Below are 26902 nucleotides of genomic sequence, written 5' to 3'. Positions count from 1 at the left end.
CTAATAAAAGCAATCCTAAAAATGAAAAATCTATATATAACATTAAGTTTTGTAGCCATTAGTTTTACAATCTCGGCGCAAAATAAAGACACAGCTGCAGCGGATAAATTATACAATCGATATGAGTATGTTGATGCAGCTAAAGAATATTTGAATCTTGTTGAAAAAGGGAAAGCTGACGGGTATGTATACAAACAACTGGCAGATACTTATTTTAATATGTTTAATACGGCTGAAGCTGCAAAATGGTATGCTAAAGCAACAGAAACACAGCAGGATGCAGAGACCTATTACCGCTATGCGCAAATGTTAAAGGCAAACGGAAAGTATGAAGAGTCAAATGCACAGATGCGAAAATTTGCTGCAGCAGCGCCTTCTGATTCTCGTGCCGTTGCATTTATGAAAAACCCTAATTATGTCCCAAAATTGATGGATAAGACTAAGCTCTTTAATATCAATCCTTCGGATGTAAGTAGTGATAAATCGGATTTCGGTGCAGTTCTATATGACAATGCCGTTTATTTTACCAGCGCCAGAAATGGAGCCCGTAAAAATTATGGTGCATTGGAAGAGCCTTTTCTTGATATTTACCGTGCAGATTACAACGCTGACGGAACCGTAACTAATGCTACAACAGTAGGTACATTAAACTCACAATATCATGACGGTCCATTAACAATGAGCGCTGATGGTAATACAGTTTACTTTACCAGCGATAGTTTCAGGGAAAATAAATTTGAGAAAGACAAAAAGAACAAGTTGAAATTAGGAAGAAACAGTATTTACAAAGCCACAAAAAATGGTGATTCCTGGGGGAATATAGAAATACTGCCTTTCAACAGCAAAGAATTCTCAACGAGCAACCCAAGTTTGAGCCGCGATGGAAAAACACTTTATTTCTCTTCGGATAGACCAGGAAGCCTTGGTGGAGTTGATATCTGGAAAGTGGCTGTCAATGAAGACGGAACTTACGGAGAACCACAAAATCTTGGAAACAAAGTGAATACCGAAGGGCATGAAAGCTTTCCGTTTATTGCTGATGATAACAAGACATTGTATTTCGCGTCAAGCGGAAAACAAGGTTTGGGAGGTATGGACATCTTTAAAATTGATTTGACCGAAGGTGATGCTACCAATTTAGGCAAACCTGTAAATACCGAGAAAGATGATTTCGCATTTACATTTAATGGTGTTAAAGGTGCCGGATTTATGTCAAGTAACAGAAATGGTAACGATGATATTTTTGCAGTAAGCCCAATTTGTGGTGTAGATGTTTTAGTACTTGTTACCAACGCTAAGACAGGTGAAATTTTGTCCAATGCAAGCGTTTCTATATTAGATGACCAGAAAAATGTTATCGCAACGGAAATGTCAAATGCAAAAGGCGAAGTGAAATACCGAGTTGAGTGTGACAAGCCATACGTAGTTCAGGCTTCTAAAGATGGCTTTGTTGGAAATACTTTTGCTGTTACCAAAAGCAAAGGACCAAATGCCAAAATTGATGCAGCATTACAACCAATCGAAACTATTATCACTGAAAACGAAATTGTGTTGAATCCAATTTATTTCGAATTTGATAAGAGCAACATTACTCAGGATGGTGCCTTTGAATTGGATAAGTTGATTCAGGTAATGAAGTCAAACCCAAATATGGTTATTTTGGCTAAATCACATACCGATAACAGAGGATCAAATAAGTATAACGAATTGTTATCTGACAGAAGGGCTAAATCAACCCGTCAGTATGTAATTTCCAGAGGAATTGCTGCAAACAGGATTTCTGCAAAAGGAATGGGTGAGTTGGAACCAAAAGTTGATTGCGGTGAAAACTGTACAGAAGAACAGCACGCACAGAACCGTCGTTCAGAGTTCCTGATCGTGAAATAATAAATTTATTTATAAATGAAAAAGCCGGACTACTATAGGTCCGGCTTTTTGTTTTTAAAGGCCATATCATTTAAAGCCAGATTTATAAAACACAAATACACTATAAATCAGTCATATATTTAATAAATCGCCATTTTTATTAAATATAATTTAAAAATTCATTCTTAAACAACCCTTTTTTTATTAATTAACTGTTAAAGTTGAAAAAACGTTTGTAATTATGCATTTGTTTAGAGTATCTTTGCATTATCAAAAAAACGGGGAGTGGTTTCCTCATATTTTTGGATAAATTTTCATAATTTATAGTTTTTTGGTTGGTTAATAGCATAAAAACTCAGTCATTAATTTGATTGGGTTTTTTTGTTTTGGTACATTTGGAACAGATATTGCAAACACAGTATAAAAACAAGTGCACCACATGAAAAAATATTTGTTATTATTATTAGTTTTTATAACTGTAAGTTTCGATACACAAAAGCCAGATGCCTATGATTCGGGCGAATGGTTTAAGTTTAGGATACATTACGGATTTGTAAACGCAGGTTACGCAACTCTTGAAATAAAAGATGCCGTTAGGGATGGTAAAAAGGTCTATCACGCCATTGGAAAAGGGTATACTGTCGGAATGTCACGTTTCTTTTTCAAGGTAGATGACAATTACGAAAGCTACTTTGACAAAGTCACTAACAAACCTTATCAGTTCGTCAGGAAAATTGATGAAGGAGGTTATACCAAAAACCAGGAAGGTTTTTTTAATCAGGACAACAATAAGGTTTTGATTAAAGATTATAAGAACAAAACTGAAAAATCTTTTTCAGTAACTGAAAACGTTCAGGACATTGTTTCAACATTTTACTTTTTGAGAAATCACCCTAATATTGATAAATTAAAAGTTGGTGAGTCAATAGTAGTTGACATGTTTTTTGACGATGAAGTATTTAAGTTTAAGTTAAAATTCATAGGAAGGGAAAATTTAAAAACTAAATTTGGAACCGCGCCAACCATGATTTTTAGGCCGATTGTCCAATCGGGAAGAGTCTTCAAGGAAGAAGAGAGTTTAACTGTCTGGATATCTGATGATGATAATAAAATCCCGTTAAGGATAAAAGCAAGTTTAGCTGTTGGTTCTATAAAAGCAGATTTAGACGGTTTCAAAGGATTGAAAAATCCATTTATGGTTAAAATGAAATAATTAATGACTACTAAAACAAATTCAGACACACTACTAGAAGCATTAGAACAAAAGTTTGATGCAATCAATCAAAAAACCGAAACACATCTTGAAGGATTGCTTTGGTCAAAACCAATCACTTATTGGGATTATATTCAAACCGATGCATTGCTGAATTTGCAGACACAAAGAACAGTCCTTCCTGATGAGATGGTTTTCATTATGTATCATCAGGTAAATGAATTGTTATTCAAAATGATACTTTGGGAAATAAATCAATTATGCCATACCGATAAACCCAAAACAGATTTTTTTACAGAGAAACTAAGAAGAATCAGCCGCTATTTTGATATGCTTACTACATCGTTTGACATCATGGGCGATGGCATGGAAGTGGATCAATACATGAAATTCAGGAATACACTGACTCCTGCAAGTGGGTTTCAAAGTGCTCAATACCGTTTAATTGAATTCTCTTCAACAGATTTGATTAATCTGATAGATTACCGCTTTAGGGAAACAATCGACAGGAATACGCCTTATTCGCATGCTTTCGAACATCTTTATTGGCAGGCAGCAGGGAAAGACCATAGTACAGGAGAAAAGTCATATTTAATTTTAGCGTTCGAAAAAAAATATCGTGAAGAGTTTCTTCGCTATATGGAAGAATACAATACCATTAATATCTGGCAAAAATTTAAACAACTACCTGAAGCCGATCAGAAAAATGAAGAACTTGTAAAAGCGATGCGTCATTATGACCACACCGTGAACGTAACTTGGGTTATGGGCCACTTAAACGCAGCACGGAAATACATTGATAGCGAAAAAGGTTCAGGTGAAGCAACTGGCGGAAGTGACTGGAAAAAATACATGCATCCAAAATACCAACGAAGAATATTCTTCCCGGAACTTTGGAGTGAAGAAGAATTAAAAAATTGGGGAGAAGGATATTAAGATAAACATGATGTCAAAAATCTTTCAAAAAATAATCATAATCACCCTTCTCGCTTCGTTCACAATCTCTTGTAATAAAACCAAGGAAGAGGAAGAAATCATCATCCCAAAAGCGAAACCAAAACTTGTCGAGTTTGGATTCAACATGCATGATTTTAACGTCGTAAACGATACCATACAATCGGGAGACACTTTTGGAAGCATCCTTGAACATCAAAACTTAAACGGAATCCAGGTTCACGAAGTTGTTACCAAAGTAAAGGATTCCTTCGATGTGAGAAGCATCAGAAGAGGAAAGCCGTTTACAATCCTTCGCAGCAAGGACAGAACCAATAAGATCCAGGTTTTTATCTATCAGCCAGACCGACTGAATTATTATGTGGTCGATTTCAGGGATTCCATTACCGCACATAAAAAAGCAAGGCCACTAACCTTTAAGACCCGCACCATTGCCGGAGCTTTGAATGGCTCATTATCTGAAACACTTCAAAACCTGAATGTAGATCCTTCATTGGCTCCCAAAATTGCCAAAATATACGCCTGGTCGATCGACTTCTTCAAATTGAAAAAAGGGGATAAATTTGGACTCAAATTCACCGAAAGGTATATCAATGACACAGTGTATGATGGAGTTGATAGTTTGAAAGCCTGCTTTTTTGAATACAAAGGCAAGAATATTTATGCCTTCCCTTTTGCTCCCGACGAGAATACCAAAAAGCAGCAGTATTACGATGAAGAAGGAAAAACATTAAAGAACTTCTTCCTGAAAGCACCGTTGAAATTTGTCAATATCACTTCGCGCTTTGCCAAAAACAGGTTCCACCCAGTTCAGCTAATCTGGAAAGCACATAAAGGAACCGATTATGCAGCGCCAACAGGAACACCTATTATGTCCACTGCGGCCGGAGTTGTAGAACAGGCAGGATTTACCACAGGAAATGGAAATTTTGTCAAGGTAAAACACGATAAAACCTATTCGACCCAATATTTACACATGTCAAAAATTTTGGTCAAACGCGGGCAAAGGGTAACACAGGGACAGGTAATCGGAAAAGTAGGAAGCACAGGTTTGGCAACAGGCCCACACGTTTGCTATCGTTTCTGGAAAAATGGCGTGCAGGTTGACGCCCTTAAGCTGAAACTGCCAACATCTACACCGATGGATTCCAAGTACAGGCAGAAATACATGGCCTATATGACACCGCTTAAAAGAGAGTTGGATAGTGTTGCAGCAGCCAGCGCAAAAAAATAATTGCATTTTTTTCCCAACTACAACGTTAGCGTAAAATATTGCTGATTTTTATACCAATCATATTTGTAAATTTGTCATTCACCCGAGGCTGACAAGCCGAATTGTACGAAGTAAAAAATTAAGAAATGGCTTTACCAAATATAAATCCAACAAGCACCACTGCCTGGAAAAAACTAAAGGGACATTATGCCCAGATGCAAAATGCCTCTATGCAGGAAATGTTTGCCAATGATACTACCCGAGCTGAAAAATTCAGCATTCAGTGGAATGATTTCCTCGTTGATTATTCCAAAAATATCATCAATCGGGAAACAATGGATTTGCTTCAGGATTTAGCAAAAGAAGTAAACTTAAAGTCTGCAATTGAAAGTTATTTTTCAGGAGATAATATCAATCAGACAGAAAACAGAGCAGTGCTTCATACCGCTTTGCGTTCACCTCAAAATGCAAGTGTTTTGGTTGATGGAAAAAATGTCATTCCCGAAGTTTTTGAAGTAAAGAACAAGATCAAATCGTTTTGCAACGAAATCATTTCAGGTTCAAGAAAAGGATTCACTGGAAAAGCTTTTACGGATGTCGTAAATATTGGGATTGGAGGTTCAGACCTTGGCCCGGCAATGGTTGTTGAGGCTTTGCAGTTTTATAAAAATCACCTTAATGTTCATTTTGTTTCCAATGTAGATGGTGACCATGTCAATGAAATCATCAAAAACCTGAATCCCGAAACTACACTTTTTGTTGTTGCTTCCAAAACCTTTACCACACAGGAAACGCTTTCGAATGCAGAAACAATCCGTGCCTGGTTTTTGAAATCGGCAAAGCAGGAAGATGTCGCGCAACATTTCGTCGCGGTTTCAACCAATATTCAGAAAGTAACCGAATTCGGAATCAATCCCGATAATATTTTTCCAATGTGGGATTGGGTTGGCGGAAGATTTTCGCTTTGGAGTGCCGTAGGTTTGTCTATAAGCTTAGCGGTTGGTTTTGATAATTTTGATGATTTGCTGAAAGGCGCCAACGAAATGGATGAACATTTCAAGACCGCCGATTTTGATAAAAACATTCCGGTCACTTTGGCTTTGTTAAGCATTTGGTACAATAACTTTTTTGGTGCCGAAAGCGAAGCCCTGATTCCGTATACACAATATTTGCAGAAACTGGCACCATACCTTCAACAGGGAATTATGGAAAGCAATGGCAAAAGTGTTGGGCGTGATGGGAATGTCGTGAATTATCAAACCGGAACCATCATTTGGGGTGAACCCGGAACCAATTCACAGCACGCATTTTTCCAATTGATCCATCAGGGAACCAAATTAATCCCAACCGATTTTATCGGATTCGTAAAGCCATTGTACGGAAATCAGAATCATCATGACAAACTGATGTCCAACTTTTTTGCACAGACCGAAGCATTGTTAAACGGAAAAACAGCAGCACAGGTAAAGGCAGAATTCGAAAAGCAAAACATAAATGGAGCAAAAGCGGATTTCCTATTGCCATTTAAGGTTTTTAAGGGCAATAAGCCAACAAATACCTTTTTGATAGAGAAACTAACGCCAAAAACTTTAGGCTCTTTAATCGCTTTGTATGAACACAAAATATTTGTCCAGGGAATCATCTGGAATATTTACAGTTATGATCAATGGGGTGTTGAGTTAGGAAAGCAACTGGCCAATTCCATTTTGGATGAAATAAATTCAGGCTCAGTAAACAAACACGATTCCTCAACAGAATTTTTGCTGAAACACTTTCTGAAAAACAAATAATTATCAAAAACGGCACTTTAAGTTGCCGTTTTTTTATGCCTTTTTCGTTATATTTGTTATTCTAAAAACCAAATTTATGTACACTTTTATCCAAAAATTCCATTCGGGCTGGGCCTATTTAGCATTGTTGTTATTAGTGGTTGCGGTTATAAATTCAATTGCCGGAATGTCTTCCAAAAAAGAATTCACACCCAAAGACAGAAAGATTGCCTTGTTTGGATTAATAGCAACGCACATACAATTGGTCGTTGGACTCATACTGTATTTTGTTTCTCCGCTAGGAAAAGCAGCTCTTGGAAACATGAGTGATTCGGCTTTGAGATTAACTTCGCTTGAGCATCCTTTGATTAACCTTATCGCAATTACCTTAATAACCATTGGCTGGTCAAAACATAAAAGAGCAGCGACAAGTGAAGCAAAATTTAAATCCATTGCCATTTTTTATGGTTTAGGTTTAGTCCTTATCCTGAGCAGGATTCCTTGGAATCTGTGGTTCTAAAACAGAAGTCCTGAAAAGGGCTTTTTTTATCAGGGCACATTTTTTGTTAGGTTGCCTTCATCTTAAAACAGCATACATGAATAACAAGATATTTATACTCCTTTTGGCTTTAACGACTTCTGTTTTTGGAAGCAGCCTGCTTGATAAAAAGCCTCAACAAAAGGACAAAAACAAAGACAAGTCAGCCAAAATTTCTGAAACCAAGGATAAGGAAAAAGCTGCAGTCATCGTAAAAGTAGACACTCCTAAAACTACGGTAGCCAAACTAAAAACCGGTTTGGAAATAGATACCCTGAATATAGCTGAGTTCAATTTCAAATTCCTTAAGAAAAACGCCCACGCTTCTTACTATCACAACAAATTCAACGGAAGGCGGACAGCCAGCGGCAAACGGTTTGACAACAACGGCTATACTGCGGCACACAAAAAACTTCCATTCGGGACTTTTGTAAAGGTTACCAATGAAGCCAATGGAAAATTCGTAATCGTTGAAATTACAGACCGTGGACCTTTCTCAAAAGTCCGTGAAATTGATTTAAGCCGAAGAGCATTTATGGACATTGCTTCCAATAAGAATTCAGGAATGGTTTTAGTTACCTTGGAAATAATTGAACCGAAGAAATAATCACCAATTTTTAAAGGGTTTTTTACTCAGGAAAGCATTGTAGTAGCGCTCGTCATTGGTTACTTCAGGACCAAGCCAGCTTGGTTTTTCAAACATTTCATCTTCCGACTGCAATTCGATTTCAGCCATTACCAAACCTTCATTGTCACCGCTAAAAATGTCGACTTCATAAATGTGTTGTCCCACTTTTACTTCGTATCGGATTTTATCAATAACACCTTCCTCACAAATACCCAATAATTTTTCTGCATCGGCAACCGGAATTTCGGTTTCCCATTCCAGCCGTGTAGTCCCGCCTGCATTTCCCTGTCCTTTGATGGTCAGATAAGCCTTGTCTTCCTTTATCCTGATACGAACGGCTCTTTCAGGATTTGAGCTTAGATAAGCCTGTACGATTCTTTTTTTCGAAAAGGCTTCGTGTATGAAATCATCCGAAAGGATTAAAAATTTGCGTTCTATTTCTACCATTTGTGATGAATAAGTAGCTAAAGATATTATAAATTTGTGAGATGACTGAACCAATTCCATACAGAAAAATTATCCATATTGATATGGATGCTTTCTATGCTTCTGTAGAGCAATTGGACAATCCTGAACTGCGCGGGAAAGCATTGGCGGTCGGCGGAAGCGAAACCCGTGGCGTGGTTTCGGCAGCAAGTTATGAAGCGCGGAAATTTGGAGTGCGTTCAGCAATGAGCGGTGTACAGGCAAAACGGAATTGTCCCCATTTGATTTTTGTCAGGCCACGATTTGAACGCTACAAGGAAATTTCAAAAAAAATCCGCGCCATTTTTCATGAGTATACCGATTTGGTTGAGCCATTGTCTTTGGATGAAGCCTATCTCGACGTTACCCAAAACAAAAAAGGAAATCCAAGTGCCACTCTGATTGCACGGGAAATCCGCAAAAAGATTTTTGATGAACTGGGTTTGACCGCTTCGGCCGGGATTTCAGTCAATAAATTTGTTGCCAAAGTTGCCAGCGATTATAACAAACCCAATGGGCAGAAAACGGTTAATCCTGAGGAAGTGGAGGAATTTTTAGAAAACCTGGACATCAGGAAATTTTATGGCGTGGGCAAAGTAACGGCGGACAGAATGTATCATCTCGGGATTTTTACAGGAAAGGATTTAAAATCGAAATCGGCAGAATTTCTCGAAGAACATTTTAGCAAAAGCGGTCTGTATTATTATAACATCGTGCGCGGAATCCATAACAGCCAGGTCAAACCGAATAGAACCACAAAGTCGGTTGCAGCCGAACATACATTCAATGAAAACCTGACTTCGGAAATCTTTATGATTGAAAAACTCGAGCGCATCGCCTCTGAACTGGAAAACCGATTAAAGAAGCATAACATTTCGGGAAAAACCGTCACACTCAAAATCAAATACAGCGATTTTACAACACAAACACGAAGCAAAACACTGCCTTACTTCATCGCTGATAAAGGATTACTTTTAGAGACTGCAAAAGAGCTCCTTTTTCAGGAACGGATGAAAGAATCGGTGCGGCTATTAGGAATCTCATTAAATAACTTAAATACCGAAATCAAGAAAACGGTTGTTGTTCAACTGAAGTTTGAATTTTAAGCATAAAAAAAGCCGTCCCAAACGAGACAGCTTTCTTATTATTAATTGTGGGAAATTATTTTTTGCTGAGTTTTGATAGTAATCTCAAGAATTCGATGTACAACCAAACTAATGTAATCATCAATCCCATTGCGCCATACCATTCCATGTATTTTGGCATTTTTGCCTGAACGCCTTTTTCGATTTGGTCAAAATCCAAAAACAAATTCAAAGCAGCAATCACGATTACAAAAACACTGATTCCGATGCTCATCATGGAATTTCCGTAATGAACCGGTTGGAAGCTTGTAAACAAGGTCAATAACCAGGAAACTAAATAATATGTTGCAATTGCCAATGTTGCGGCAAGAACCACCGCTCTAAATTTCTCGGTTACTTTTACGATTTCGTATTTATAAAGTGCAAAACAAACTATAAAAGTCACGAAAGTACAGCTCACAGCCTGTATCACAATTCCAGGATACATCACTTCGAAAATTGCTGAAATGCCGCCAATGAAAAGGCCTTCAAAAATAGCATAACCCGGAGCCAGATAGCCCGAAAGCTGTGGTTTGAATGTAGCAATCAAAACCAAAATAAAACCAACAATAGCACCACCAAAGGTAAACACCATAGGATTCTGGCCATTATAAGTCATTGTCCAGGTAACAGCAGCACTGGCAATTAAAAGGATTAGCATCAGGAAACTTTTATTCATCGTTCCTGAAACCGTCATAGCTTCGTTGCGGTCAATTACGACAGCATCGTGGGTAACTTCATCATTTTTCTTAAACGATTTTGTTTTAAAAAATGGATTGTTTGAGTTCATAATATTATTTTTTTGTCTAAAGTAATAAAAAATTTATTCGATTTCAGATACACGTAAAGTATTTACCATTCCCTTATCGGCAACAGGCATCGCAGCCAGGTTGATAAGCATATCACCTTTCTTCACGTAGCCTTTTTCTTTGGCGATTTCGTTAACGTCGCCAACAGTATCATCGGTGCTTACGAATTTGTCATAAAAGAAGGCATTTACACCCCAAAGCAAACTCAATTGCGTCAGGATTCTTTTGTTGGAAGTATATACCAAAACATGGGCTTGTGGTCTCCAGGCCGAAATCTGGAAGGCTGTATAACCACTATTGGTCAAAGTAGAAATCGCTTTTGCCTTTATTTCGTTGGCCATAATCGCCGCGTGGTAACAAATGGATTTGGTAATGAAACGTTTGGTTCTAACGTGAGGCGGATTTTGTGGGACAAGGATTAACGGAGAATCCTCAACAGCCTCAATAATCTGCGTCATCTTTTCAATCACTTCAACAGGATAATTTCCAACCGAAGTTTCTCCCGAAAGCATTACCGCATCAGCACCGTCCATTACCGAATTGGCAACGTCATTCACTTCAGCACGTGTTGGGGTTAAACTCGTAATCATCGTTTCCATCATTTGTGTTGCCACAATCACCGGAATCCTTGCGGTTTTCGCCCTGTTGATTAATTTTTTCTGGATCAACGGAACTTCATGCGCCGGAATTTCGACACCCAAATCTCCACGGGCCACCATCAAACCGTCACAGAAAGCTACGATTTTATCAATGTTCTCAACAGCTTCGGGTTTTTCTATTTTGGCAACAATCGGAATTTTATAATCGGAATTTTTGGCAATTAAATCCTGAAGTTCCTCTAAGTCTTTTGGAGTCCTAACGAATGAAAGCGCAATCCAGTCCACTTGTTGTTCGATAGCGAACAAGGCATCCTTAATGTCCTTTTTGGTCAAAGCAGGAAGCGAAACCTTTGTGTTTGGAAGGTTTACCCCCTTTTTTGATTTTAAAGGTCCGCCTTGTATTACCTTACAGACAACTTCTGTTGTTCCGTTGGTTTCCAATGCTTCAAACATTAACTTTCCATCATCCAAAAGAATCTTTTCTCCGGGATTTACATCACTTGGAAACTCTTTGTAATTCATGTAAACGCGTTCCTTTGTTCCGGGAACGTCTTCTGCGGTTTGAAAAGTAATAATGTCGCCAGGATTTACTACTACATCTTCCTTCATGACACCAACTCGAAGTTTTGGACCTTGTAAATCGGCTAATATTGCGGTATTGTATCCAAATTCATCATTCAAACTTCTGATAATGTCTATTCTTTCCTTTACATCGGCATAATCGGCATGGGAAAAATTGATTCGAAATACATTCACTCCTGCATCAATCATTTTCAGTATTACTTCTCTCGAACTACATGCAGGACCAAGCGTCGCTACAATTTTAGTCTTTTTTCTTGTTGGCATTATATTTAAAAAATTAAATTATTCTTTGACTTTATATTTTCTACATCAACCGAATACACGGTACTGATGCGCTCTATTTTTTTAATCTGGTTTGCTATTTTTAAAACATCGATGCTTTCGCAGGCATTGTCAATTTTGAGGAAATAGTCCACTTTTTTGAATTCGGGAACCAAATAAACCTTAGTCGAAAATTTGCTGTTGCTTTCAGCAAACAATCCTTGATTTACCCTTTGAGGCGCAAGCTGGATATCATTTTTGTTTTGGATTAAATCCCATGAAATCCCTGCTTTTTCATCTTCAAAAACAAACCTTGTAAACTGGGTTTCACCATCCTTATTGCTAATTTGGATATTGCAGTCGCTCTTTTTGAGCGTAATCGGTAAGTTTTGATTGATATAATAGGCTAATCGATAATCCTCCAAAGAAGTATGTATCGCAATTAATTGATAATCTATTTCATCAAACTCATCGATATGCAATTTGTGAACCGCCATATATTGCAAAATTAGTGGTAAATATAGTTTATCTGTTACAGACTTTTACAAACTAGGGTTTAGCTTAACGTTATTTTATAAACGAAAACGTTGTAGTTTCTGGGAATTTGTATTATTTATTGTTAATTTTTTCCTGAAGGGCAAAAAAAGCGCGCTGAGAAGCTTTCTCTTCGGCTTTCTTTTTGGATGTTGCCCTGGCTTTGGCTATTACTTTTCCGTCGATGCTGAGTTTTACGCCAAAATACTTTTGCCCGTCAATTCCGTTATCGTCAAAAACATCATAATTGAAAGATTTTTTTTCTTTCTGGCACCACTCAATCAGCAAACTTTTGTAACTGATAACCTTACCTTCGAGTTTGGCAATGTCAACATACGGAATGATGACACTTTTGCGGATGAATTTTTCACAAAATTCATAACCTTTATCCAGGAAAATTGCCCCAACCAAGGCTTCAAAAATATTCCCATGGATATTTTCACCAAAATGCTGTGTAGGCACTTTGCTATCCACAAACCGGATTAAATCCAAATCCCGGCCCAATTCGTTTAAATGCTCACGGCTTACAATTTTGGAGCGCATTTTAGTAAGGTAACCTTCATCGCCAGTTGGAACTTCATTGTATAAATGGGCAGCAATGACGGCACTTAACATGGCATCGCCTAGAAATTCCAAGCGCTCATAATTCATTGGGTTTCCTTTGGAATCAAATTTGTTTGTTGAGCGGTGTGTAAATGCTTTTTCGTAATAAAAAATATTTTGAGGCTTGAAGCCAATTATATTTTGGATTTCACCAAAAAAATTCCCGTCCTGAGTTGAACGGGAATTTTTAAATATATTTTTTAAGATTTTCATTTATATTTAATCTTGTACTTTTTTGAATAAAACACACGCATTGTGCCCTCCAAACCCAAAAGTATTACTCATCGCAACATTGATATCCCTTTTCTGGGCTTTGTTCAACGTTAAGTTTAAACTTGGGTCAATATTTTCATCAACAACAGTATGATTGATTGTTGGTGGTACAATTCCATGTTTCATAGCCAAAATAGATGCAATCGCTTCAATCGCACCGGCAGCACCCAATAAATGGCCTGTCATCGATTTGGTTGAATTGATATTGATGGTTTTGGCATGATCTCCAAAAACAGCACTGATGGCTTTTAATTCGGCAACATCTCCAAGAGGTGTTGAGGTTCCGTGGGTATTGATGTGATCAACATCGGTAGGCTTCATGCCTGCATCGCGCAAGGTATTTTCCATTACGGCAATTACACCAATTCCTTCAGGATGTGGAGCTGTTAAGTGATAGGCATCCGATGACATTCCACCACCGCCGATTTCACAGTATATTTTGGCACCACGTGCTTTTGCATGTTCGTATTCTTCCAAAACCAAAGCACCGGCTCCTTCACCAAGCACAAATCCGTCACGTGTTGCGTCAAAAGGCCTGGAAGCCGTTTCCGGGCTTTCATTCCTTGTTGACAATGCCTGCATTGAATTAAACCCTCCCATTCCTGCAATGGTTACTGCAGCTTCAGAACCACCAGAAATGATAACATCACACATTCCTAAACGGATATAGTTGAAGGCATCAATCATCGCATTGGCAGAAGACGCACATGCAGAAACGGTAGTATAATTTGGACCCATGAAACCATTTCTCATCGAAATGTGGGCTGGAGCGATATCGGCAATCATTTTTGGGATAAAGAAAGGATTGAAACGTGGAGTTCCGTCACCTTGTGCATAACTGATTACTTCTTCCTGGAAAGTTTCCAATCCGCCAATTCCAGCGCCCCAGATTACACCAACTCTTTGCTTGTTAACATTGGTATCTGTAATTCCGGCATCAGCAATAGCTTCCTGGCTGCACGCCACAGCGTATTGCGCAAATTTATCCATTCTTCTTGCCTCTTTACGGTCCATATAATCTTCAATATTGAAGTTTTTGACTTCGCAGGCAAATTTTGTCTTATGCTTTTCGGTATCGTAATAGGTAATTGGAGCTGCACCGCTAACGCCATTAACTAAAGCGTTCCAGTACTGTTCAATGTTATTTCCAATTGGTGTTATTGCACCCAAACCTGTTACTACAACTCGTTTTAACGCCATAATTTATTTTTTTCGATTGTATTTAAACAAATAATACCCATGTTTTCTTCAAATATAATCATTAAAGAGACAAGGGTATTTCAATATTTTTAGATTGAATTTCAATCAATTTTTACTTTTTAGTAAAAATAATAAAAAATCCGTGAAACTAGTTCAAGTCTCACGGATTAGTAATTATTATTTTTTTGCTTCTTCGATGTAAGAAATAGCTTGACCTACAGTAGCAATGTTTTCCGCTTGGTCGTCTGGAATCTGAATATCAAATTCTTTTTCGAATTCCATAATCAACTCAACAGTGTCTAATGAATCAGCGCCTAAATCATTTGTGAAGCTTGCTTCTGTTACAACTTCGTTTTCATCAACGCCTAATTTGTCTACAATAATCGCTTTTACTCTTGATGCAATGTCTGACATAATTTCTAATTTTTAATTTTAATTTGTTGGCAAAAATAAAAAACTTTATTTTAAAACAACCTTTTTGTTAGTAAATGTGACCACGAAATTAAAAAATTTATTTGAGATTCTTACATAATCATGGTTTTAATTCGGGTATTTATTCTTTTTTTTGTGCTGTAATTTTATTTCGAAATGAAAAAGATTTTGCTTTTTGCTTCGGGCACTGGTTCCAATGTGGAAAATATTATTCGATACTTCAAAAATCACCATGATATTATCGTAGTCGGCGTCTTCACTAACAATCCGCATGCCAAAGTTTTAGAGGTAGCAAAAAGCAATAATGTTCCAACATTGGTCTTCAGCAGGGAAGAACTTTCCGGAAGTTTCGTTTTGGATAAAATAAAAGAGCTTGAACCCGATTTGATTGTATTAGCGGGATTTTTATGGAAGATGCCCGAGCAGATTGTAGCAGCTTATCCGAATAAGATAATCAATATCCATCCGGCTTTGCTTCCAAAATATGGAGGAAAAGGAATGTATGGCATAAAAGTGCATCAGGCGGTTTTGGACAATAAGGAAAAAGAAACCGGAATTACCATTCATTATGTCAATGAGCATTATGATGAAGGGGAATTCATTTTTCAGCAAAAAGTAGCCATCAGCAACTGCAGAACTCCAGAAGAAATTGTTGCAAAGGTCCATGAGCTTGAACACAAACATTTTCCGGAAATAATAGAAAAAATAATCAAAACCCACTAAAAAATTGAGCCATCAAATCCACATATACACAGACGGCGCAGCCAAAGGGAATCCCGGAAACGGAGGTTATGGTGTTGTGATGGAATTGGTTGGAACCAATTACAAAAAGGAATTCTATGAAGGATTCCGGCATACGACCAATAACCGGATGGAATTGCTTGCCGTAATTGTTGGTTTGGAAAAAATAAAAAATCCCGGTTCAAAAGTTTTAGTCGTTTCCGATTCTAAATATGTTGTCGATGCGGTTGAGAAAAAATGGGTTTTCGGTTGGGAGAAAAAAGGCTTCAAAGACAAAAAAAATCCCGATTTGTGGATGCGTTTCCTAAAGATTTACCGTCAGCACCAGGTTGATTTCAAATGGATAAAGGGCCACAACAATCATCCTCAAAACGAGCGTTGTGATGAATTGGCAGTAATGGCATCGGCTTTACCCAATTTATCTGTGGATGTTTTTTATGAAAAGGAAGAGCAGAAACTGCTTTAAAATTTGCTTCCGAATAACCTTTGCAACTATCAAACTTTAGACTTATCTTTGCGCCTTTAATTTGAAACACAGATAATGAACAAACTTTTAATAGTAGGAACGGTTGCTTTTGACGCTATCGAAACCCCTTTTGGAAAAACAGATAAAATCTTAGGTGGAGCAGGAACCTTCATCGGACTTTCGGCTTCGCATTTTAACTTACAATCAGCTATTGTTTCAGTGGTTGGTGATGATTTTCCACAGGAATATTTAGATTTATTGACTTCAAGAAACATTGATATTTCGGGATTAGAAATTGTTAAAGGTGGAAAGACCTTCTTCTGGAGTGGTCGTTACCACAACGATATGAATTCGAGAGACACTTTGGCTACTGAGCTTAATGTTTTAGCTGATTTCAATCCGATTGTCCCTGAAAATTTCAAGGATGCTGATGTGGTAATGTTAGGAAACTTACACCCAATTGTGCAAACAGGAGTTTTGAATCAAATGGCGAAAAAACCAAAACTGGTTGTTTTGGATACGATGAACTTTTGGATGGATTGTGCCTTGCCGGAATTATTGGATGTTATCAAACGTGTAGATGTAATTACGATCAATGACGAGGAAGCGCGTCAATTGTCTGGAGAATATTCTTTGGTGAAGGCTGCAGCTAAAATCCACACAATGGGTCCAAAATATGTAGTGATTAAAAAAGGAGAGCACGGTGCGCTGATTTTCCACGACCACGAAATCTTTTTCGCTCCTGCATTGCCTTTGGCAGATGTTTTCGATCCGACTGGAGCCGGAGATACTTTCGCAGGAGGATTTGCAGGATTCATCACGCAACAGGGAGATGTTTCATTCAATACAATGAAAACCGCTATCATTCAGGGTTCTAATCTCGCTTCATTCTGCGTTGAGAAATTTGGAACCGAAAGAATGTTGGAACTAAACAAGGAAGAGGTGAACAAACGCTTGAAACAATTCAAATCGTTAACACATTTTGAAATAGAATTATCATAAATTTATGCCTCGAAATTTCGGGGCATTTTTATTTTTATACAACACTAATTACAACACAACAACTACAATGAGCGACGCGATAAAACACGAATGTGGAATTGCACTTTTAAGATTAAAAAAACCGTTGGAATTCTATAAGGAGAAATACGGTTCGGCTTTTTACGGAATACAGAAAATGTACCTGTTGATGGAAAAGCAACACAACCGAGGACAGGATGGCGCCGGATTTGCCTCAATTAAAATGGACGTTGATCCGGGCGAAAGATACATCAGCCGTGTTCGTTCCAATAAAGCACAAGCGATTCAGGATATTTTTGGGCAGATTAATGAGCGAATTAACGAAGAACTGACTTTACATCCGGAATATCAGGACAATGTTGCCCTGCAGAAGGAAAACATTCCTTACATCGGGGAATTGTTTTTGGGCCACGTCCGTTACGGAACCTATGGGAAAAACAGCATCGAAAGCGTTCATCCATTTTTACGCCAGAACAACTGGATGCACCGAAACCTGATTTTGGCTGGAAACTTCAATATGACCAATGTTAAGGAACTTTTTAATAGTTTGGTCGAGTTGGGGCAGCATCCAAAAGAAATGACTGATACCGTTACCGTAATGGAAAAGATTGGACATTTTCTAGACGATGCGGTTACCGACTTATATCAGGAATGCAAAAATAATGGTTTGTCCAAAAGGGAAGCTTCTCCGGTTATTGCCGAAAAGCTTGATATCCCAAAAATATTGAAACGTGCTTCCAAAGGCTGGGATGGCGGTTTTGCGATGGCCGGGCTTTTAGGTCACGGAGATGCATTTGTACTGCGTGATCCTGCAGGAATACGTCCGGCGTTTTTTTACCAGGATGACGAAATTGCGGTTGTGGCTTCGGAACGGCCGGTTATTCAAACGGTTTTCAATGTGCCATTTGAAAAAGTACAGGAATTAAAACCGGGAAATGCCTTAATCATCAAGAAAAACGGAACAATTACTGAAGAGGAAATCATTGTTCCAACAGAAAAGAAAGCATGTTCATTTGAAAGGATTTATTTTTCGCGAGGAAGCGATGCAGAAATTTACCAGGAACGAAAAGAATTGGGCAAATTGATTCTTCCTGCGGTTTTGGAATCCATAGACAATGATACTGACAATACTGTTTTCTCTTATATTCCAAATACTGCTGAAACATCTTTCTATGGAATGGTCGAAGCAGCAAATGATTTTCTGAATCAAAGGAAAAATCAATTCATTCTTGACAATAGGAAAACCTTAACTAAGGAAAAACTCGAAGAAATCCTATCTGTAAAAATCAGGACAGAGAAAATAGCGATAAAAGATGCCAAATTAAGGACGTTCATTACCGAAGATAGTAGCAGGGATGACCTTGTTGCCCATGTATACGACGTAACGTACGGAGTCATAAAAACCACGGATAACCTGGTAATCATTGATGATAGTATCGTACGCGGAACAACCTTAAAAATGTCGATCATCAAAATGATGGACAGGCTTCATCCAAAACGCATTGTTATCGTTTCTTCAGCACCACAAATCCGTTTTCCGGATTGTTATGGGATTGATATGGCAAGGCTTGAAGGATTGGTAGCTTTTCAGGCAACTTTAGAATTATTGAAGGAACGAAATTTATACCACATTGTGGATGAGGTTTATGCCAAATGCAAAGCACAGGCTAATTATAAGGATAATGATGTTGTGAATTATGTCACCGAAATTTACAAACCCTTTACAGATAAGGAAATCTCAGACAAAATAGCCCAACTATTAACTTCTGAAGACATTAATGCAGAAGTAAAAATAATTTTCCAGACCGTTAATGATTTGCACACTGCGTGTCCAAAAAATCTAGGCGATTGGTACTTTACAGGTGACTATCCAACACCAGGTGGAAATCGTGTTGCGAACAAGGCATTTATGAATTTCTACGAGGGTAAAAATGCACGCGCTTACTAAAATTTTAACATTTTTTGTCGTTCAACGATTAATGCTGTAGTTCGTCTAAATTATTTGCTGTTAGCGTTCTATACCCTATATATTTGTTGAACCATAGCATTAGTAGGTTAAGTTTATGGTAGATTTGGGGCAAAAAGGGTGAAAAGAAATTTTCACCTTTTTTATTTTATAAATGTCTGAAAATCATAAACAAATAGGTTATTTCACTCGCATTTGCCTATCATCCCAATATAATTTTAACAAAAAACCTTGTTTTTTAACAACTTATCAATAGTTTTGTCCTACCATAGTATTTAGTAGGTTAAGTTTATGGTAGATTTGGGGCAAACAGGTGGAAGAGATTCCGCCTGTTTATTTTTTATACTTATCCCAAATAAAAAACCGACTGTTCTCACAATCGGTCTTTAATCTTAAAAAGATATTTTTTGTTATTTTTCTATAGCATAAAGTCGTGCTACTTCTGTCCAGTTGATTACATTAAAGAAAGCTTCAATATAATCGGGACGACGGTTTTGATAATTTAAATAATAAGCATGTTCCCAAACATCCATTCCAAGGATTGGTGTCCCGCCACAGCCAACGCCAGGCATTAATGGATTGTCCTGGTTTGGTGTTCCGCAAACATCTAGCTTTCCATCTTTTACACAAAGCCATGCCCATCCTGAACCAAACTGTGTTGCTCCGGCTTTTGAGAAACGTGCCTTAAACTCATCAAAGCTTCCAAAAGCAGCATCAATAGCCTCAGCTAAATCGCCACTAGGTTTTCCTCCACCTGTCGGAGACATCACCCTCCAAAAAAGATTGTGGTTATAATAACCGCCACCGTTGTTTCTAACGGCTGCATTTTTCATGTCAAGATTAATCAAAATGTTTTCTATTGATAAGCCTTCCAAATCAGTTCCTGCGATTGCAGCGTTCAGATTTGTAGTATAAGCATTGTGATGTTTTGAATGGTGGATTTCCATTGTTCTGGCATCAATATGTGGCTCTAATGCATCGTATGCATAAGGTAATGGTGGTAATTCAAAAGGCATAATATATGGTGTTTAAAAGTTATTAAAAATAATTGAATTCAAATTTAATCATTTAACTTCGTAAAAGGAAAAACCTTAATAAATATTTAATATCAAAGCATAATGGCATTCGATTTACAGCCGTCGTATCTTCAGGATGATTTAATAAAACTGATTCCGCTTGAGGAAAGTGATTTTGACAGATTGTTCGAAGTAGCATCCAATCCCAGAGTCTGGGAACAGCATCCGAATCCGAATAGATATAAGTTAGAGGATTTTACGAACTATTTTAATGGAGCCATTGAATCTAAAGGAGCTTTTCTGGTTGTTGATGCCAAAACCAATGAAACTGTGGGCTGCAGCCGTTATTACGATTATAACGAAGCAGACAACTCTGTTTTGATAGGATATACTTTTATCGGAACCAAATTTTGGGGCACTGGATATAACAAATCCCTGAAAAAATTGTTGCTCGACTATGCCTTTCAGTTTGTGGATAAGGTCTACTTCCATATTGGAGCCTTTAATATCCGTTCACAAAAGGCAATCGAAAAAATAGGAGCACAAAAGGTTGATGAATTTGAAGTGGAATATTATGGGGAACCAAGCAAACTCAATTTTGTATATGTAATTGACAAATGATTACCGTAAAACGCACAAATATTAAGCCTTACAGCATATTGTGTTTACTAAATTAATCCAAAGCGAATCATGCAAAAAACAGCTTTCTCGATATACGATGCCTCTGCAGGTTCAGGAAAGACCTATACTTTGGTAAAGGAATATCTTAAAATTATTCTCCTTTCCAAAAAACCAGATGCCTATCGCAACATACTTGCCATTACGTTTACCAATAAAGCGGTGCACGAAATGAAAAGCCGTGTCGTGGAAAGCCTTTCTGAATTTGCCAAAGAAAATCCTTCGGATAAAGCGTTGAAACTGATGCAGGACATTCAGGTTGAAACAGGCTTGAGCCTTAACGCGATTACTGAAAAAGCCAAGAGCATCATCAAGAACCTGATTCACAATTATGCCGCTTTTGACATTTCAACCATTGATAAGTTTACACACAAAGTGATTCGGGCTTTTGCACACGATTTGAATCTGCCGATAACTTTTGAAGTTTCGTTGGACACCGAAAGTATTTTGACTGAAGCCGTTGATGCCATTATCGCCGAAGCAGGAAATGATGCAGAATTGACTAAGCTGCTCGTCGATTTTACAATGGAGAAAACAGATGATGATAAATCCTGGGACGTTTCGCGCGACATCATGGAAACCGGCAAGCTGATTTTAAACGAAAACAACCGAGAAGAAATCACGCATTTCCAAAACAAAAAAATCGAGGATTTCATTGTAATCAAAAACAAGCTGACGGAACTTTGTGAGCAATTCGAAGCAGAAACTGTGGCAATGGCAACTGAGGCATTGACTTTGATTGAGAATAAAGGCATTGATTTGAATTCGTTTTCACGTCAAACATTCCCAAATCACCTGCAGAGCATCCGGGAAAAAAGGTTTAATACGAAAAATAAATGCTATTACGAATTTGAGGATATTGCAATCAATAAAAACGCTGTTGACAAGGAGATCATAGAAGCAATAATTCCACAATTACTCGAAATCCTGGCATCGATTTATAAAAAATTTGAAACCAAAAACTTTTACGAAGCTTTTCTCAAAAACATTACACCACTTTCATTGCTGAATACTGTGAGCAACGAATTGAACAAAATCCAGCAGGAACAGGGAATCCTCTCGATTTCGGAGTTTAACAAACTTATTTACGAACAAATCCAAAATCAACCAGCGCCTTTTATTTATGAGCGTTTGGGCGAAAAATACCGGCATTTTTTCATAGATGAGTTTCAGGATACTTCTGAAATGCAATGGCACAATCTCATTCCGCTGATTGACAATGCCACTTCGGCGATGGTTGAAAATGAAAATGGAACACTCATGATTGTTGGTGATCCAAAGCAATCCATTTACCGTTGGCGTGGTGGGAAAGCTGAGCAGTTTATTGAGCTCAGCAAAGATAAAAACCCATTTAACAATCCCGACAAAAAGTTGTTTTCACTGAAAACCAACTGGCGCAGCTATTCGCAGGTAATTGATTTTAACAACAGTTTCTTTAATCTGATTGCGGATGAATTCGCAAACGAAGATTATTGGGATTTGTATAAAAACCGAAGCCATCAGGAGCGAAATGACAAAAAAGGCGGTTATGTCAATATTTCGTTTGTCCCGAAAACGGAGAAAGCAGACTTTGGTGAAGAAGAAAACCTGGCAAAAGACGAATTGTATTTAGACGCAACTTTAAAAACAATTTTAAACACAAAATCAAAAGGTTTTCAGAATAGGGACATTGTCGTTCTGACGCGAAAGAAAGCCCACGGAACGCAAATTGCAAATTATCTGACCGAAAATGGGATTCCAATATTGTCAACCGAAAGTTTGTTGCTGGGCGCGTCTTCCGAAGTGCAGAGTTTACTTTGGGTGTTGCGTTACCTGAACAATAATAACGACTTATTGGCAAAAGCAAATTTCCTTTACTACTTAGCATTGAATCAGGAAAAACATCAAATTCACGATTTTATAGCAGAAGGAATGCAGCTAAGCAATGAAAATGAATTTCAGCAATGGTTAACCGGCTTCAATATTGATTTTTCGTTTGCCAACATCCGAAAGAAGTCGCTGTATGAAGCAACAGAAATCATAATTTCGAAAATCATCCCAATTCAAAAAAGGAATGCCTATGTGCAGTTCTTTTTGGATTTGGTTTTGGAGCACGATTTAAAAAAACAGGCCGGAATCTCGGATTTCCTGTATTATTGGGATAACAATTCAGAAAAACTCAGCATTCCTTCGCCCGAAGGCAATGACGCGGTCAGGATTATGACCATTCATAAGTCAAAAGGCTTGGAATTTCCGGTGGTGATTTTTCCTTTTGCAGATGAAGATTATAGTAAAGGGCCAAAGGAGAAAATATGGCTCAACGCCGTTGAGGAAGAGTTTGGTTTGCCAAAGGTTTTGGTTGACAAAAGCAACGCCGTGTCCAGTTATGGTGAAGAAGCTGCGTTGACATTCCATCAAAAAAAGCAGGAAGAGTTATTGGATGATATCAATGTTTTGTACGTCGCTTTGACACGTGCCGAAGAGCAATTGCATGTTATTTCTGCAATGCAGTCAAAGGCAAAAACAACCGGGGAATATCCTAAAAACATGGCGACATTTTTCATCAAATATTTAGAGTCAAAAGAAATATTCAGCGAAGAAAAATTCGAATATTCATTTGGCTCAGCCCAAAGATTATCACAAGCTGAGGAGGCTGGGGAAGCAACCAAAACAGTTCCGCAACTTCAGGCCACCTTAAACCCGAAAAACATCAAAATAGCCCAACGCGAAAGTTTGATGTGGAATACGAAGCAGCAAAAGGCGATTGAATACGGAAACATCATCCACGAAATTCTCTCCTTCATCAAAACAAAGGACGATATCGATTTGGCATTGACCAAAGCCATTGAAAACGGATTGATAGTTTCCGGACAAAGAGAGGAAGTCCTTAAAACGATTCTGCAAATTGTAATGCATCAGGATTTGGAATTGTTTTTTTCAAAGCAGCATAAAATCCTAAATGAAAAAAACATCATCCAAAAAGAAGGAAGCATTGTTAAGCCAGATAGAATGGTTCTGACGGGCAATAACGAAATTTATTTATTGGATTATAAAACCGGATCACATCAAACGAAGTATACCCATCAATTGGAAAACTATCAGAACGCCATTGAAAAAATGGGTTTTAAAGTGACTAAAAAAGCGCTGGTTTATATTGGGGAAACTTTGGAAGTGGTAAATTTGTAATCTTTAAAAACAAACACAAACTAAAATTCATAAACACAACATGTACGGAAAAATTCAACAACACTTACAAAATGAACTGAATGCCATAGAACAAAATGGGCTTTTCAAAAAGGAACGCGTCATCACTTCACCACAAGGAGCTGAAATTATAGTAAATGGCGAAACTGTTTTAAACTTTTGTGCCAATAATTACCTCGGATTATCATCGCATCCCGAAGTGGTTCAGGCAGCCAAAGATGCTTTGGACTCGCATGGTTTCGGAATGTCGTCTGTACGTTTCATCTGCGGAACCCAGGACATCCATAAAACCCTTGAAAAAAAGATAGCCGATTTCTACGGTACAGAGGATACTATTTTATATGCTGCAGCTTTTGACGCCAATGGCGGTGTTTTCGAACCGTTATTAGGCGAAGAGGATTGTATCATTTCAGACAGCTTAAACCATGCCTCGATTATTGATGGTGTGCGTTTGTGCAAGGCAGCGCGTTACCGCTATGAGAATTCCAATATGGAAGATTTGGAAAACCAATTGAAAAAAGCGGTCGAAACCGGACATCGTTTTAAACTTATCGTTACCGATGGAGTTTTCTCGATGGATGGATTAGTGGCGCCATTAGACAAAATCTGCGACCTTGCTGATAAATACGATGCTTTGGTAATGGTTGATGAATGCCACGCAGCAGGATTCATTGGTGCAACCGGAAAAGGAACACTTGAAGCCAAAGGTGTAATGGGAAGAGTTGACATTATCACAGGGACTTTAGGCAAGGCACTTGGAGGTGCGATGGGCGGTTATACTACAGCAAAGAAAGAAGTTATTGAAATCCTGCGCCAGCGCTCACGCCCTTATTTGTTTTCAAATTCATTGGCACCAGCTATTGTTGGAGCTTCAATAAAGGTTTTTGAACTTCTGGAAAAAGATACTACGCTTCGTGACAAGGTCGAATGGAACACCAACTATTTTAAAGAAGGATTACGCAAAGCCGGAATTGATTTTATTGACGGAGATTCTGCAATTGTACCCGTTATGCTTTATGATGCTAAGCTTTCCCAAATTATGGCCGACGAACTCCTTAAAAAAGGTATCTATGTTATCGGATTCTTTTATCCGGTTGTGCCAAAAGACAAGGCACGCATAAGGGTCCAGCTATCGGCGGCTCATACACAAAAGCATTTGGATCAGGCGATTAATGCATTCGTTGAAGTTAGAAATCAGTTAAATATTGAAAAAAAACACTGATTTTTTCACAATTAGTGTTGAATCCTTATATAATTCACACATTTTAACATTTTGATTTTGTTATTAGAATATTACGTGTTACTTTTGTCTCGTTATAATTATTATAATCTAATCAAATAAAGTATGAAACATCTTAACAAATTATTCGTTGCTTTGGTAATGTTAGCTGGATTCAGCTCACAAGCTCAAGACACTAACAACCCTTGGGCGATTTCGTTTGGGGTTAATGCAGTAGACACTAGAGTTAGCGCTGCATCTAAATTGGAGGATCAATTTTCTCAGTTCTTTAATGCTAAAGACAACTGGAACATTTTGCCTTCAGTATCTTATTTAAACGTATCTAAATACGTTGGTAGTAATTTCTCTTTTGGAATTACTGGATCTATTAACAAAATCGACAGATTTGTACAGCCAAGAATTGGTGAAGGACCATATACTGTAACTAATCCGGGAGACCTTAACTACTATGCAGCTGATGCGGTTATCAACTATAGCTTGATGAACCTAATCAAATCTAAAACAATCGATCCTTCTATCCATATCGGTGGAGGTTACACTTGGATTGGTGATGACATGCACGCAGGTACATTAAACGGAGGTTTGGGATTAACTTACTGGTTTACTGAAATGGTTGGTTTATCTGTACGTTCTACTTACAAACAATCTTTCGAAGATTTACGTGAAGATATGCCATCTCACATGCAGCACTTCGCTGGTCTTACTTTCAAATTTGGAGGAAAAGATACAGACGGTGATGGAATCTATGATAAAGATGATGCTTGCCCAGAGCAGGCTGGTTTAAAACAATTCAACGGTTGTCCTGATACTGATGCTGACGGAATTGCTGATAAAGATGACGCTTGTCCAGAAGTTGCTGGTCCAGCTGAATTCCAAGGTTGTCCTGATACTGACGGTGACGGAATCGCTGATAAAGACGATGCTTGTCCAGAAGTTGCTGGTTTGAAATCATTAAACGGTTGTCCTGATGCTGACGGTGACGGTGTTACTGACAAATCAGACAAATGTCCAGATGTTGCCGGTCCAAAAGAAAACGCAGGTTGTCCTTGGCCAGATAGAGATGGAGATAAAGTTTTAGATAAAGATGACAAATGTCCAGACGTAGCTGGTACTGTTGCTAACAATGGTTGTCCAGAAGTATCTGACGAAGTTATCAAAAGATTGAATGACTATGCTAAAACGATCTTATTCGATACAAACAAAGCATCATTCAAACAACAAACTTACCCAGTATTGCAGGCAATGGTTGCTATCTTGAAAGAGTATCCAAATTCTAACTTCTCGTTAGAAGGACACACTGACAGCGATGGAACAGACGCACACAACCAAAAATTATCTGAAGAAAGAGCTGCAGCAGTTAAAAACTACTTAATCGAAAGTGGTATTGCTTCTAACAGATTATCTTCACAAGGTTTCGGTGAGTCTAAACCAATCGATACTAACAAAACTAAAGCTGGTAAAGCTAACAACAGAAGAGTTGAAGTGAAATTAGTAAAATAATTTTCTCTAAAATAAATTCAGGAAAAACG

At 38.0% G+C, this 26902-nt stretch carries 24 protein-coding genes; 16 read left to right on the top strand and 8 right to left on the bottom strand.

Annotated features, from left to right (window positions below):
* The first annotated feature begins 21 nt into the window (after window positions 1–21).
* The 7 genes from L1S31_RS03555 (at window position 22) to L1S31_RS03525 (ending at window position 8160) form a co-directional block, all read left to right on the top strand.
* Window positions 22–1887: an OmpA family protein gene (locus L1S31_RS03555; RefSeq protein WP_236462236.1), complete on the top strand. Its 1866-nt coding sequence runs from the start codon at window positions 22–24 to the stop codon at window positions 1885–1887.
* A gap of 418 nt (window positions 1888–2305) precedes the next feature.
* Entirely contained in the window at window positions 2306–3079 is a 774-nt protein-coding gene (locus L1S31_RS03550) for a DUF3108 domain-containing protein (protein WP_236462231.1), read from the top strand.
* Between the two features lie 3 nt (window positions 3080–3082).
* The gene (locus L1S31_RS03545) at window positions 3083–4015 is read left to right on the top strand and encodes a tryptophan 2,3-dioxygenase family protein (protein ID WP_236462228.1); all 933 of its coding nucleotides are present in this window, start codon (window positions 3083–3085) and stop codon (window positions 4013–4015) included.
* A gap of 7 nt (window positions 4016–4022) precedes the next feature.
* Complete coding sequence (locus L1S31_RS03540; RefSeq protein WP_236462225.1) at window positions 4023–5267, top strand: M23 family metallopeptidase; 1245 nt, start codon at window positions 4023–4025, stop codon at window positions 5265–5267.
* 125 nt (window positions 5268–5392) lie between these two features.
* Window positions 5393–7036 (top strand): glucose-6-phosphate isomerase, encoded by a 1644-nt coding sequence (pgi, locus tag L1S31_RS03535; protein ID WP_236462221.1) that lies wholly within the window; start codon window positions 5393–5395, stop codon window positions 7034–7036.
* Between the two features lie 76 nt (window positions 7037–7112).
* Window positions 7113–7535: a hypothetical protein gene (locus L1S31_RS03530; protein WP_236462220.1), complete on the top strand. Its 423-nt coding sequence runs from the start codon at window positions 7113–7115 to the stop codon at window positions 7533–7535.
* 76 nt (window positions 7536–7611) lie between these two features.
* Entirely contained in the window at window positions 7612–8160 is a 549-nt protein-coding gene (locus tag L1S31_RS03525; protein ID WP_255702161.1) for a septal ring lytic transglycosylase RlpA family protein, read from the top strand.
* Here L1S31_RS03525 and L1S31_RS03520 read toward each other — a convergent pair whose 3' ends face one another.
* A complete protein-coding gene (locus L1S31_RS03520; RefSeq protein ID WP_236462217.1) occupies window positions 8161–8628 on the bottom strand; it encodes a CYTH domain-containing protein in 468 nt (155 codons plus the stop codon). It abuts the gene before it with no gap.
* Window positions 8629–8669: 41 nt separating this feature from the next.
* Here L1S31_RS03520 and dinB point away from each other — a divergent pair, with 41 nt between their 5' ends.
* Window positions 8670–9752, top strand: a complete 1083-nt coding sequence (dinB, locus tag L1S31_RS03515; protein WP_236462214.1) for a DNA polymerase IV — start codon at window positions 8670–8672, stop codon at window positions 9750–9752.
* Window positions 9753–9807: 55 nt separating this feature from the next.
* On the opposite strand, the gene L1S31_RS03510 is transcribed toward dinB, so the two are convergent.
* From L1S31_RS03510 to L1S31_RS03485, 6 genes are all read right to left on the bottom strand, one after another.
* Complete coding sequence (locus tag L1S31_RS03510) at window positions 9808–10560, bottom strand: Bax inhibitor-1/YccA family protein (protein ID WP_236462211.1); 753 nt, start codon at window positions 10558–10560, stop codon at window positions 9808–9810.
* A 33-nt stretch (window positions 10561–10593) separates the two neighbouring features.
* Complete coding sequence (pyk, locus tag L1S31_RS03505; RefSeq protein WP_236462208.1) at window positions 10594–12024, bottom strand: pyruvate kinase; 1431 nt, start codon at window positions 12022–12024, stop codon at window positions 10594–10596.
* A gap of 5 nt (window positions 12025–12029) precedes the next feature.
* Window positions 12030–12518, bottom strand: a complete 489-nt coding sequence (locus L1S31_RS03500; protein ID WP_236462205.1) for an IPExxxVDY family protein — start codon at window positions 12516–12518, stop codon at window positions 12030–12032.
* Between the two features lie 112 nt (window positions 12519–12630).
* A complete protein-coding gene (rnc, locus tag L1S31_RS03495; protein ID WP_236462203.1) occupies window positions 12631–13371 on the bottom strand; it encodes a ribonuclease III in 741 nt (246 codons plus the stop codon).
* A 6-nt stretch (window positions 13372–13377) separates the two neighbouring features.
* Window positions 13378–14631 (bottom strand): beta-ketoacyl-ACP synthase II, encoded by a 1254-nt coding sequence (gene fabF / locus L1S31_RS03490; RefSeq protein ID WP_236462200.1) that lies wholly within the window; start codon window positions 14629–14631, stop codon window positions 13378–13380.
* A gap of 177 nt (window positions 14632–14808) precedes the next feature.
* Window positions 14809–15045 carry an acyl carrier protein gene (locus L1S31_RS03485; protein ID WP_007137004.1) on the bottom strand — a complete coding sequence of 79 codons (237 nt, stop codon included), beginning with the start codon at window positions 15043–15045 and terminating at the stop codon, window positions 14809–14811.
* Window positions 15046–15219: 174 nt separating this feature from the next.
* On the opposite strand from L1S31_RS03485, the gene purN reads away from it, so the two are divergent.
* The 4 genes from purN to L1S31_RS03465 all read left to right on the top strand — a co-directional run bounded on the left by purN (window position 15220) and on the right by L1S31_RS03465 (window position 19238).
* Window positions 15220–15786 (top strand): phosphoribosylglycinamide formyltransferase, encoded by a 567-nt coding sequence (purN, locus tag L1S31_RS03480; RefSeq protein ID WP_236462197.1) that lies wholly within the window; start codon window positions 15220–15222, stop codon window positions 15784–15786.
* Window positions 15787–15790: 4 nt separating this feature from the next.
* Window positions 15791–16270 carry a ribonuclease HI gene (gene rnhA, locus L1S31_RS03475; RefSeq protein ID WP_236462192.1) on the top strand — a complete coding sequence of 160 codons (480 nt, stop codon included), beginning with the start codon at window positions 15791–15793 and terminating at the stop codon, window positions 16268–16270.
* A gap of 75 nt (window positions 16271–16345) precedes the next feature.
* Complete coding sequence (locus tag L1S31_RS03470) at window positions 16346–17272, top strand: PfkB family carbohydrate kinase (protein ID WP_236462189.1); 927 nt, start codon at window positions 16346–16348, stop codon at window positions 17270–17272.
* Between the two features lie 67 nt (window positions 17273–17339).
* Entirely contained in the window at window positions 17340–19238 is a 1899-nt protein-coding gene (locus L1S31_RS03465) for an amidophosphoribosyltransferase (RefSeq protein ID WP_236462187.1), read from the top strand.
* A gap of 428 nt (window positions 19239–19666) precedes the next feature.
* Here L1S31_RS03465 and L1S31_RS03460 read toward each other — a convergent pair whose 3' ends face one another.
* Window positions 19667–20272, bottom strand: a complete 606-nt coding sequence (locus tag L1S31_RS03460) for a superoxide dismutase (RefSeq protein WP_236462184.1) — start codon at window positions 20270–20272, stop codon at window positions 19667–19669.
* A 102-nt stretch (window positions 20273–20374) separates the two neighbouring features.
* On the opposite strand from L1S31_RS03460, the gene L1S31_RS03455 reads away from it, so the two are divergent.
* The 4 genes from L1S31_RS03455 to L1S31_RS03440 all read left to right on the top strand — a co-directional run bounded on the left by L1S31_RS03455 (window position 20375) and on the right by L1S31_RS03440 (window position 26873).
* Window positions 20375–20893: a GNAT family N-acetyltransferase gene (locus tag L1S31_RS03455; RefSeq protein WP_236462180.1), complete on the top strand. Its 519-nt coding sequence runs from the start codon at window positions 20375–20377 to the stop codon at window positions 20891–20893.
* 69 nt (window positions 20894–20962) lie between these two features.
* Window positions 20963–24115, top strand: coding sequence for a UvrD-helicase domain-containing protein (locus tag L1S31_RS03450; protein WP_236462177.1), 3153 nt, complete (start codon window positions 20963–20965; stop codon window positions 24113–24115).
* A gap of 40 nt (window positions 24116–24155) precedes the next feature.
* Window positions 24156–25355 (top strand): glycine C-acetyltransferase, encoded by a 1200-nt coding sequence (gene kbl / locus L1S31_RS03445; protein WP_236462174.1) that lies wholly within the window; start codon window positions 24156–24158, stop codon window positions 25353–25355.
* 123 nt (window positions 25356–25478) lie between these two features.
* Window positions 25479–26873: an OmpA family protein gene (locus L1S31_RS03440; RefSeq protein ID WP_236462172.1), complete on the top strand. Its 1395-nt coding sequence runs from the start codon at window positions 25479–25481 to the stop codon at window positions 26871–26873.
* The last annotated feature ends 29 nt before the right edge of the window (window positions 26874–26902 follow it).

This window comes from Flavobacterium wongokense (assembly GCF_021608265.1).
Taxonomy (GTDB): Bacteria; Bacteroidota; Bacteroidia; order Flavobacteriales; family Flavobacteriaceae; genus Flavobacterium; species Flavobacterium wongokense.
This window is presented reverse-complemented; position numbering and strand designations above follow the sequence as displayed.

Excerpts from the sequence above, each read along its gene's own strand:
- L1S31_RS03550 (WP_236462231.1), top strand. The coding sequence starts at position 2,306 with ATGAAAAAATATTTGTTATTATTATTAGTTTTTATAACTGTAAGTTTC.
- L1S31_RS03460 (WP_236462184.1), bottom strand. The coding sequence starts at position 20,272 with ATGCCTTTTGAATTACCACCATTACCTTATGCATACGATGCATTAGAG.
- L1S31_RS03455 (WP_236462180.1), top strand. The coding sequence starts at position 20,375 with ATGGCATTCGATTTACAGCCGTCGTATCTTCAGGATGATTTAATAAAA.
- kbl (WP_236462174.1), top strand. The coding sequence starts at position 24,156 with ATGTACGGAAAAATTCAACAACACTTACAAAATGAACTGAATGCCATA.
- L1S31_RS03470 (WP_236462189.1), top strand. The coding sequence starts at position 16,346 with ATGAACAAACTTTTAATAGTAGGAACGGTTGCTTTTGACGCTATCGAA.
- L1S31_RS03485 (WP_007137004.1), bottom strand. The coding sequence starts at position 15,045 with ATGTCAGACATTGCATCAAGAGTAAAAGCGATTATTGTAGACAAATTA.
- L1S31_RS03450 (WP_236462177.1), top strand. The coding sequence starts at position 20,963 with ATGCAAAAAACAGCTTTCTCGATATACGATGCCTCTGCAGGTTCAGGA.
- pgi (WP_236462221.1), top strand. The coding sequence starts at position 5,393 with ATGGCTTTACCAAATATAAATCCAACAAGCACCACTGCCTGGAAAAAA.
- L1S31_RS03540 (WP_236462225.1), top strand. The coding sequence starts at position 4,023 with ATGATGTCAAAAATCTTTCAAAAAATAATCATAATCACCCTTCTCGCT.
- L1S31_RS03465 (WP_236462187.1), top strand. The coding sequence starts at position 17,340 with ATGAGCGACGCGATAAAACACGAATGTGGAATTGCACTTTTAAGATTA.
- L1S31_RS03520 (WP_236462217.1), bottom strand. The coding sequence starts at position 8,628 with ATGGTAGAAATAGAACGCAAATTTTTAATCCTTTCGGATGATTTCATA.
- L1S31_RS03555 (WP_236462236.1), top strand. The coding sequence starts at position 22 with ATGAAAAATCTATATATAACATTAAGTTTTGTAGCCATTAGTTTTACA.
- L1S31_RS03530 (WP_236462220.1), top strand. The coding sequence starts at position 7,113 with ATGTACACTTTTATCCAAAAATTCCATTCGGGCTGGGCCTATTTAGCA.
- pyk (WP_236462208.1), bottom strand. The coding sequence starts at position 12,024 with ATGCCAACAAGAAAAAAGACTAAAATTGTAGCGACGCTTGGTCCTGCA.
- fabF (WP_236462200.1), bottom strand. The coding sequence starts at position 14,631 with ATGGCGTTAAAACGAGTTGTAGTAACAGGTTTGGGTGCAATAACACCA.
- purN (WP_236462197.1), top strand. The coding sequence starts at position 15,220 with ATGAAAAAGATTTTGCTTTTTGCTTCGGGCACTGGTTCCAATGTGGAA.
- L1S31_RS03510 (WP_236462211.1), bottom strand. The coding sequence starts at position 10,560 with ATGAACTCAAACAATCCATTTTTTAAAACAAAATCGTTTAAGAAAAAT.
- rnc (WP_236462203.1), bottom strand. The coding sequence starts at position 13,371 with ATGAAAATCTTAAAAAATATATTTAAAAATTCCCGTTCAACTCAGGAC.
- dinB (WP_236462214.1), top strand. The coding sequence starts at position 8,670 with ATGACTGAACCAATTCCATACAGAAAAATTATCCATATTGATATGGAT.
- L1S31_RS03500 (WP_236462205.1), bottom strand. The coding sequence starts at position 12,518 with ATGGCGGTTCACAAATTGCATATCGATGAGTTTGATGAAATAGATTAT.
- L1S31_RS03440 (WP_236462172.1), top strand. The coding sequence starts at position 25,479 with ATGAAACATCTTAACAAATTATTCGTTGCTTTGGTAATGTTAGCTGGA.
- L1S31_RS03545 (WP_236462228.1), top strand. The coding sequence starts at position 3,083 with ATGACTACTAAAACAAATTCAGACACACTACTAGAAGCATTAGAACAA.
- L1S31_RS03525 (WP_255702161.1), top strand. The coding sequence starts at position 7,612 with ATGAATAACAAGATATTTATACTCCTTTTGGCTTTAACGACTTCTGTT.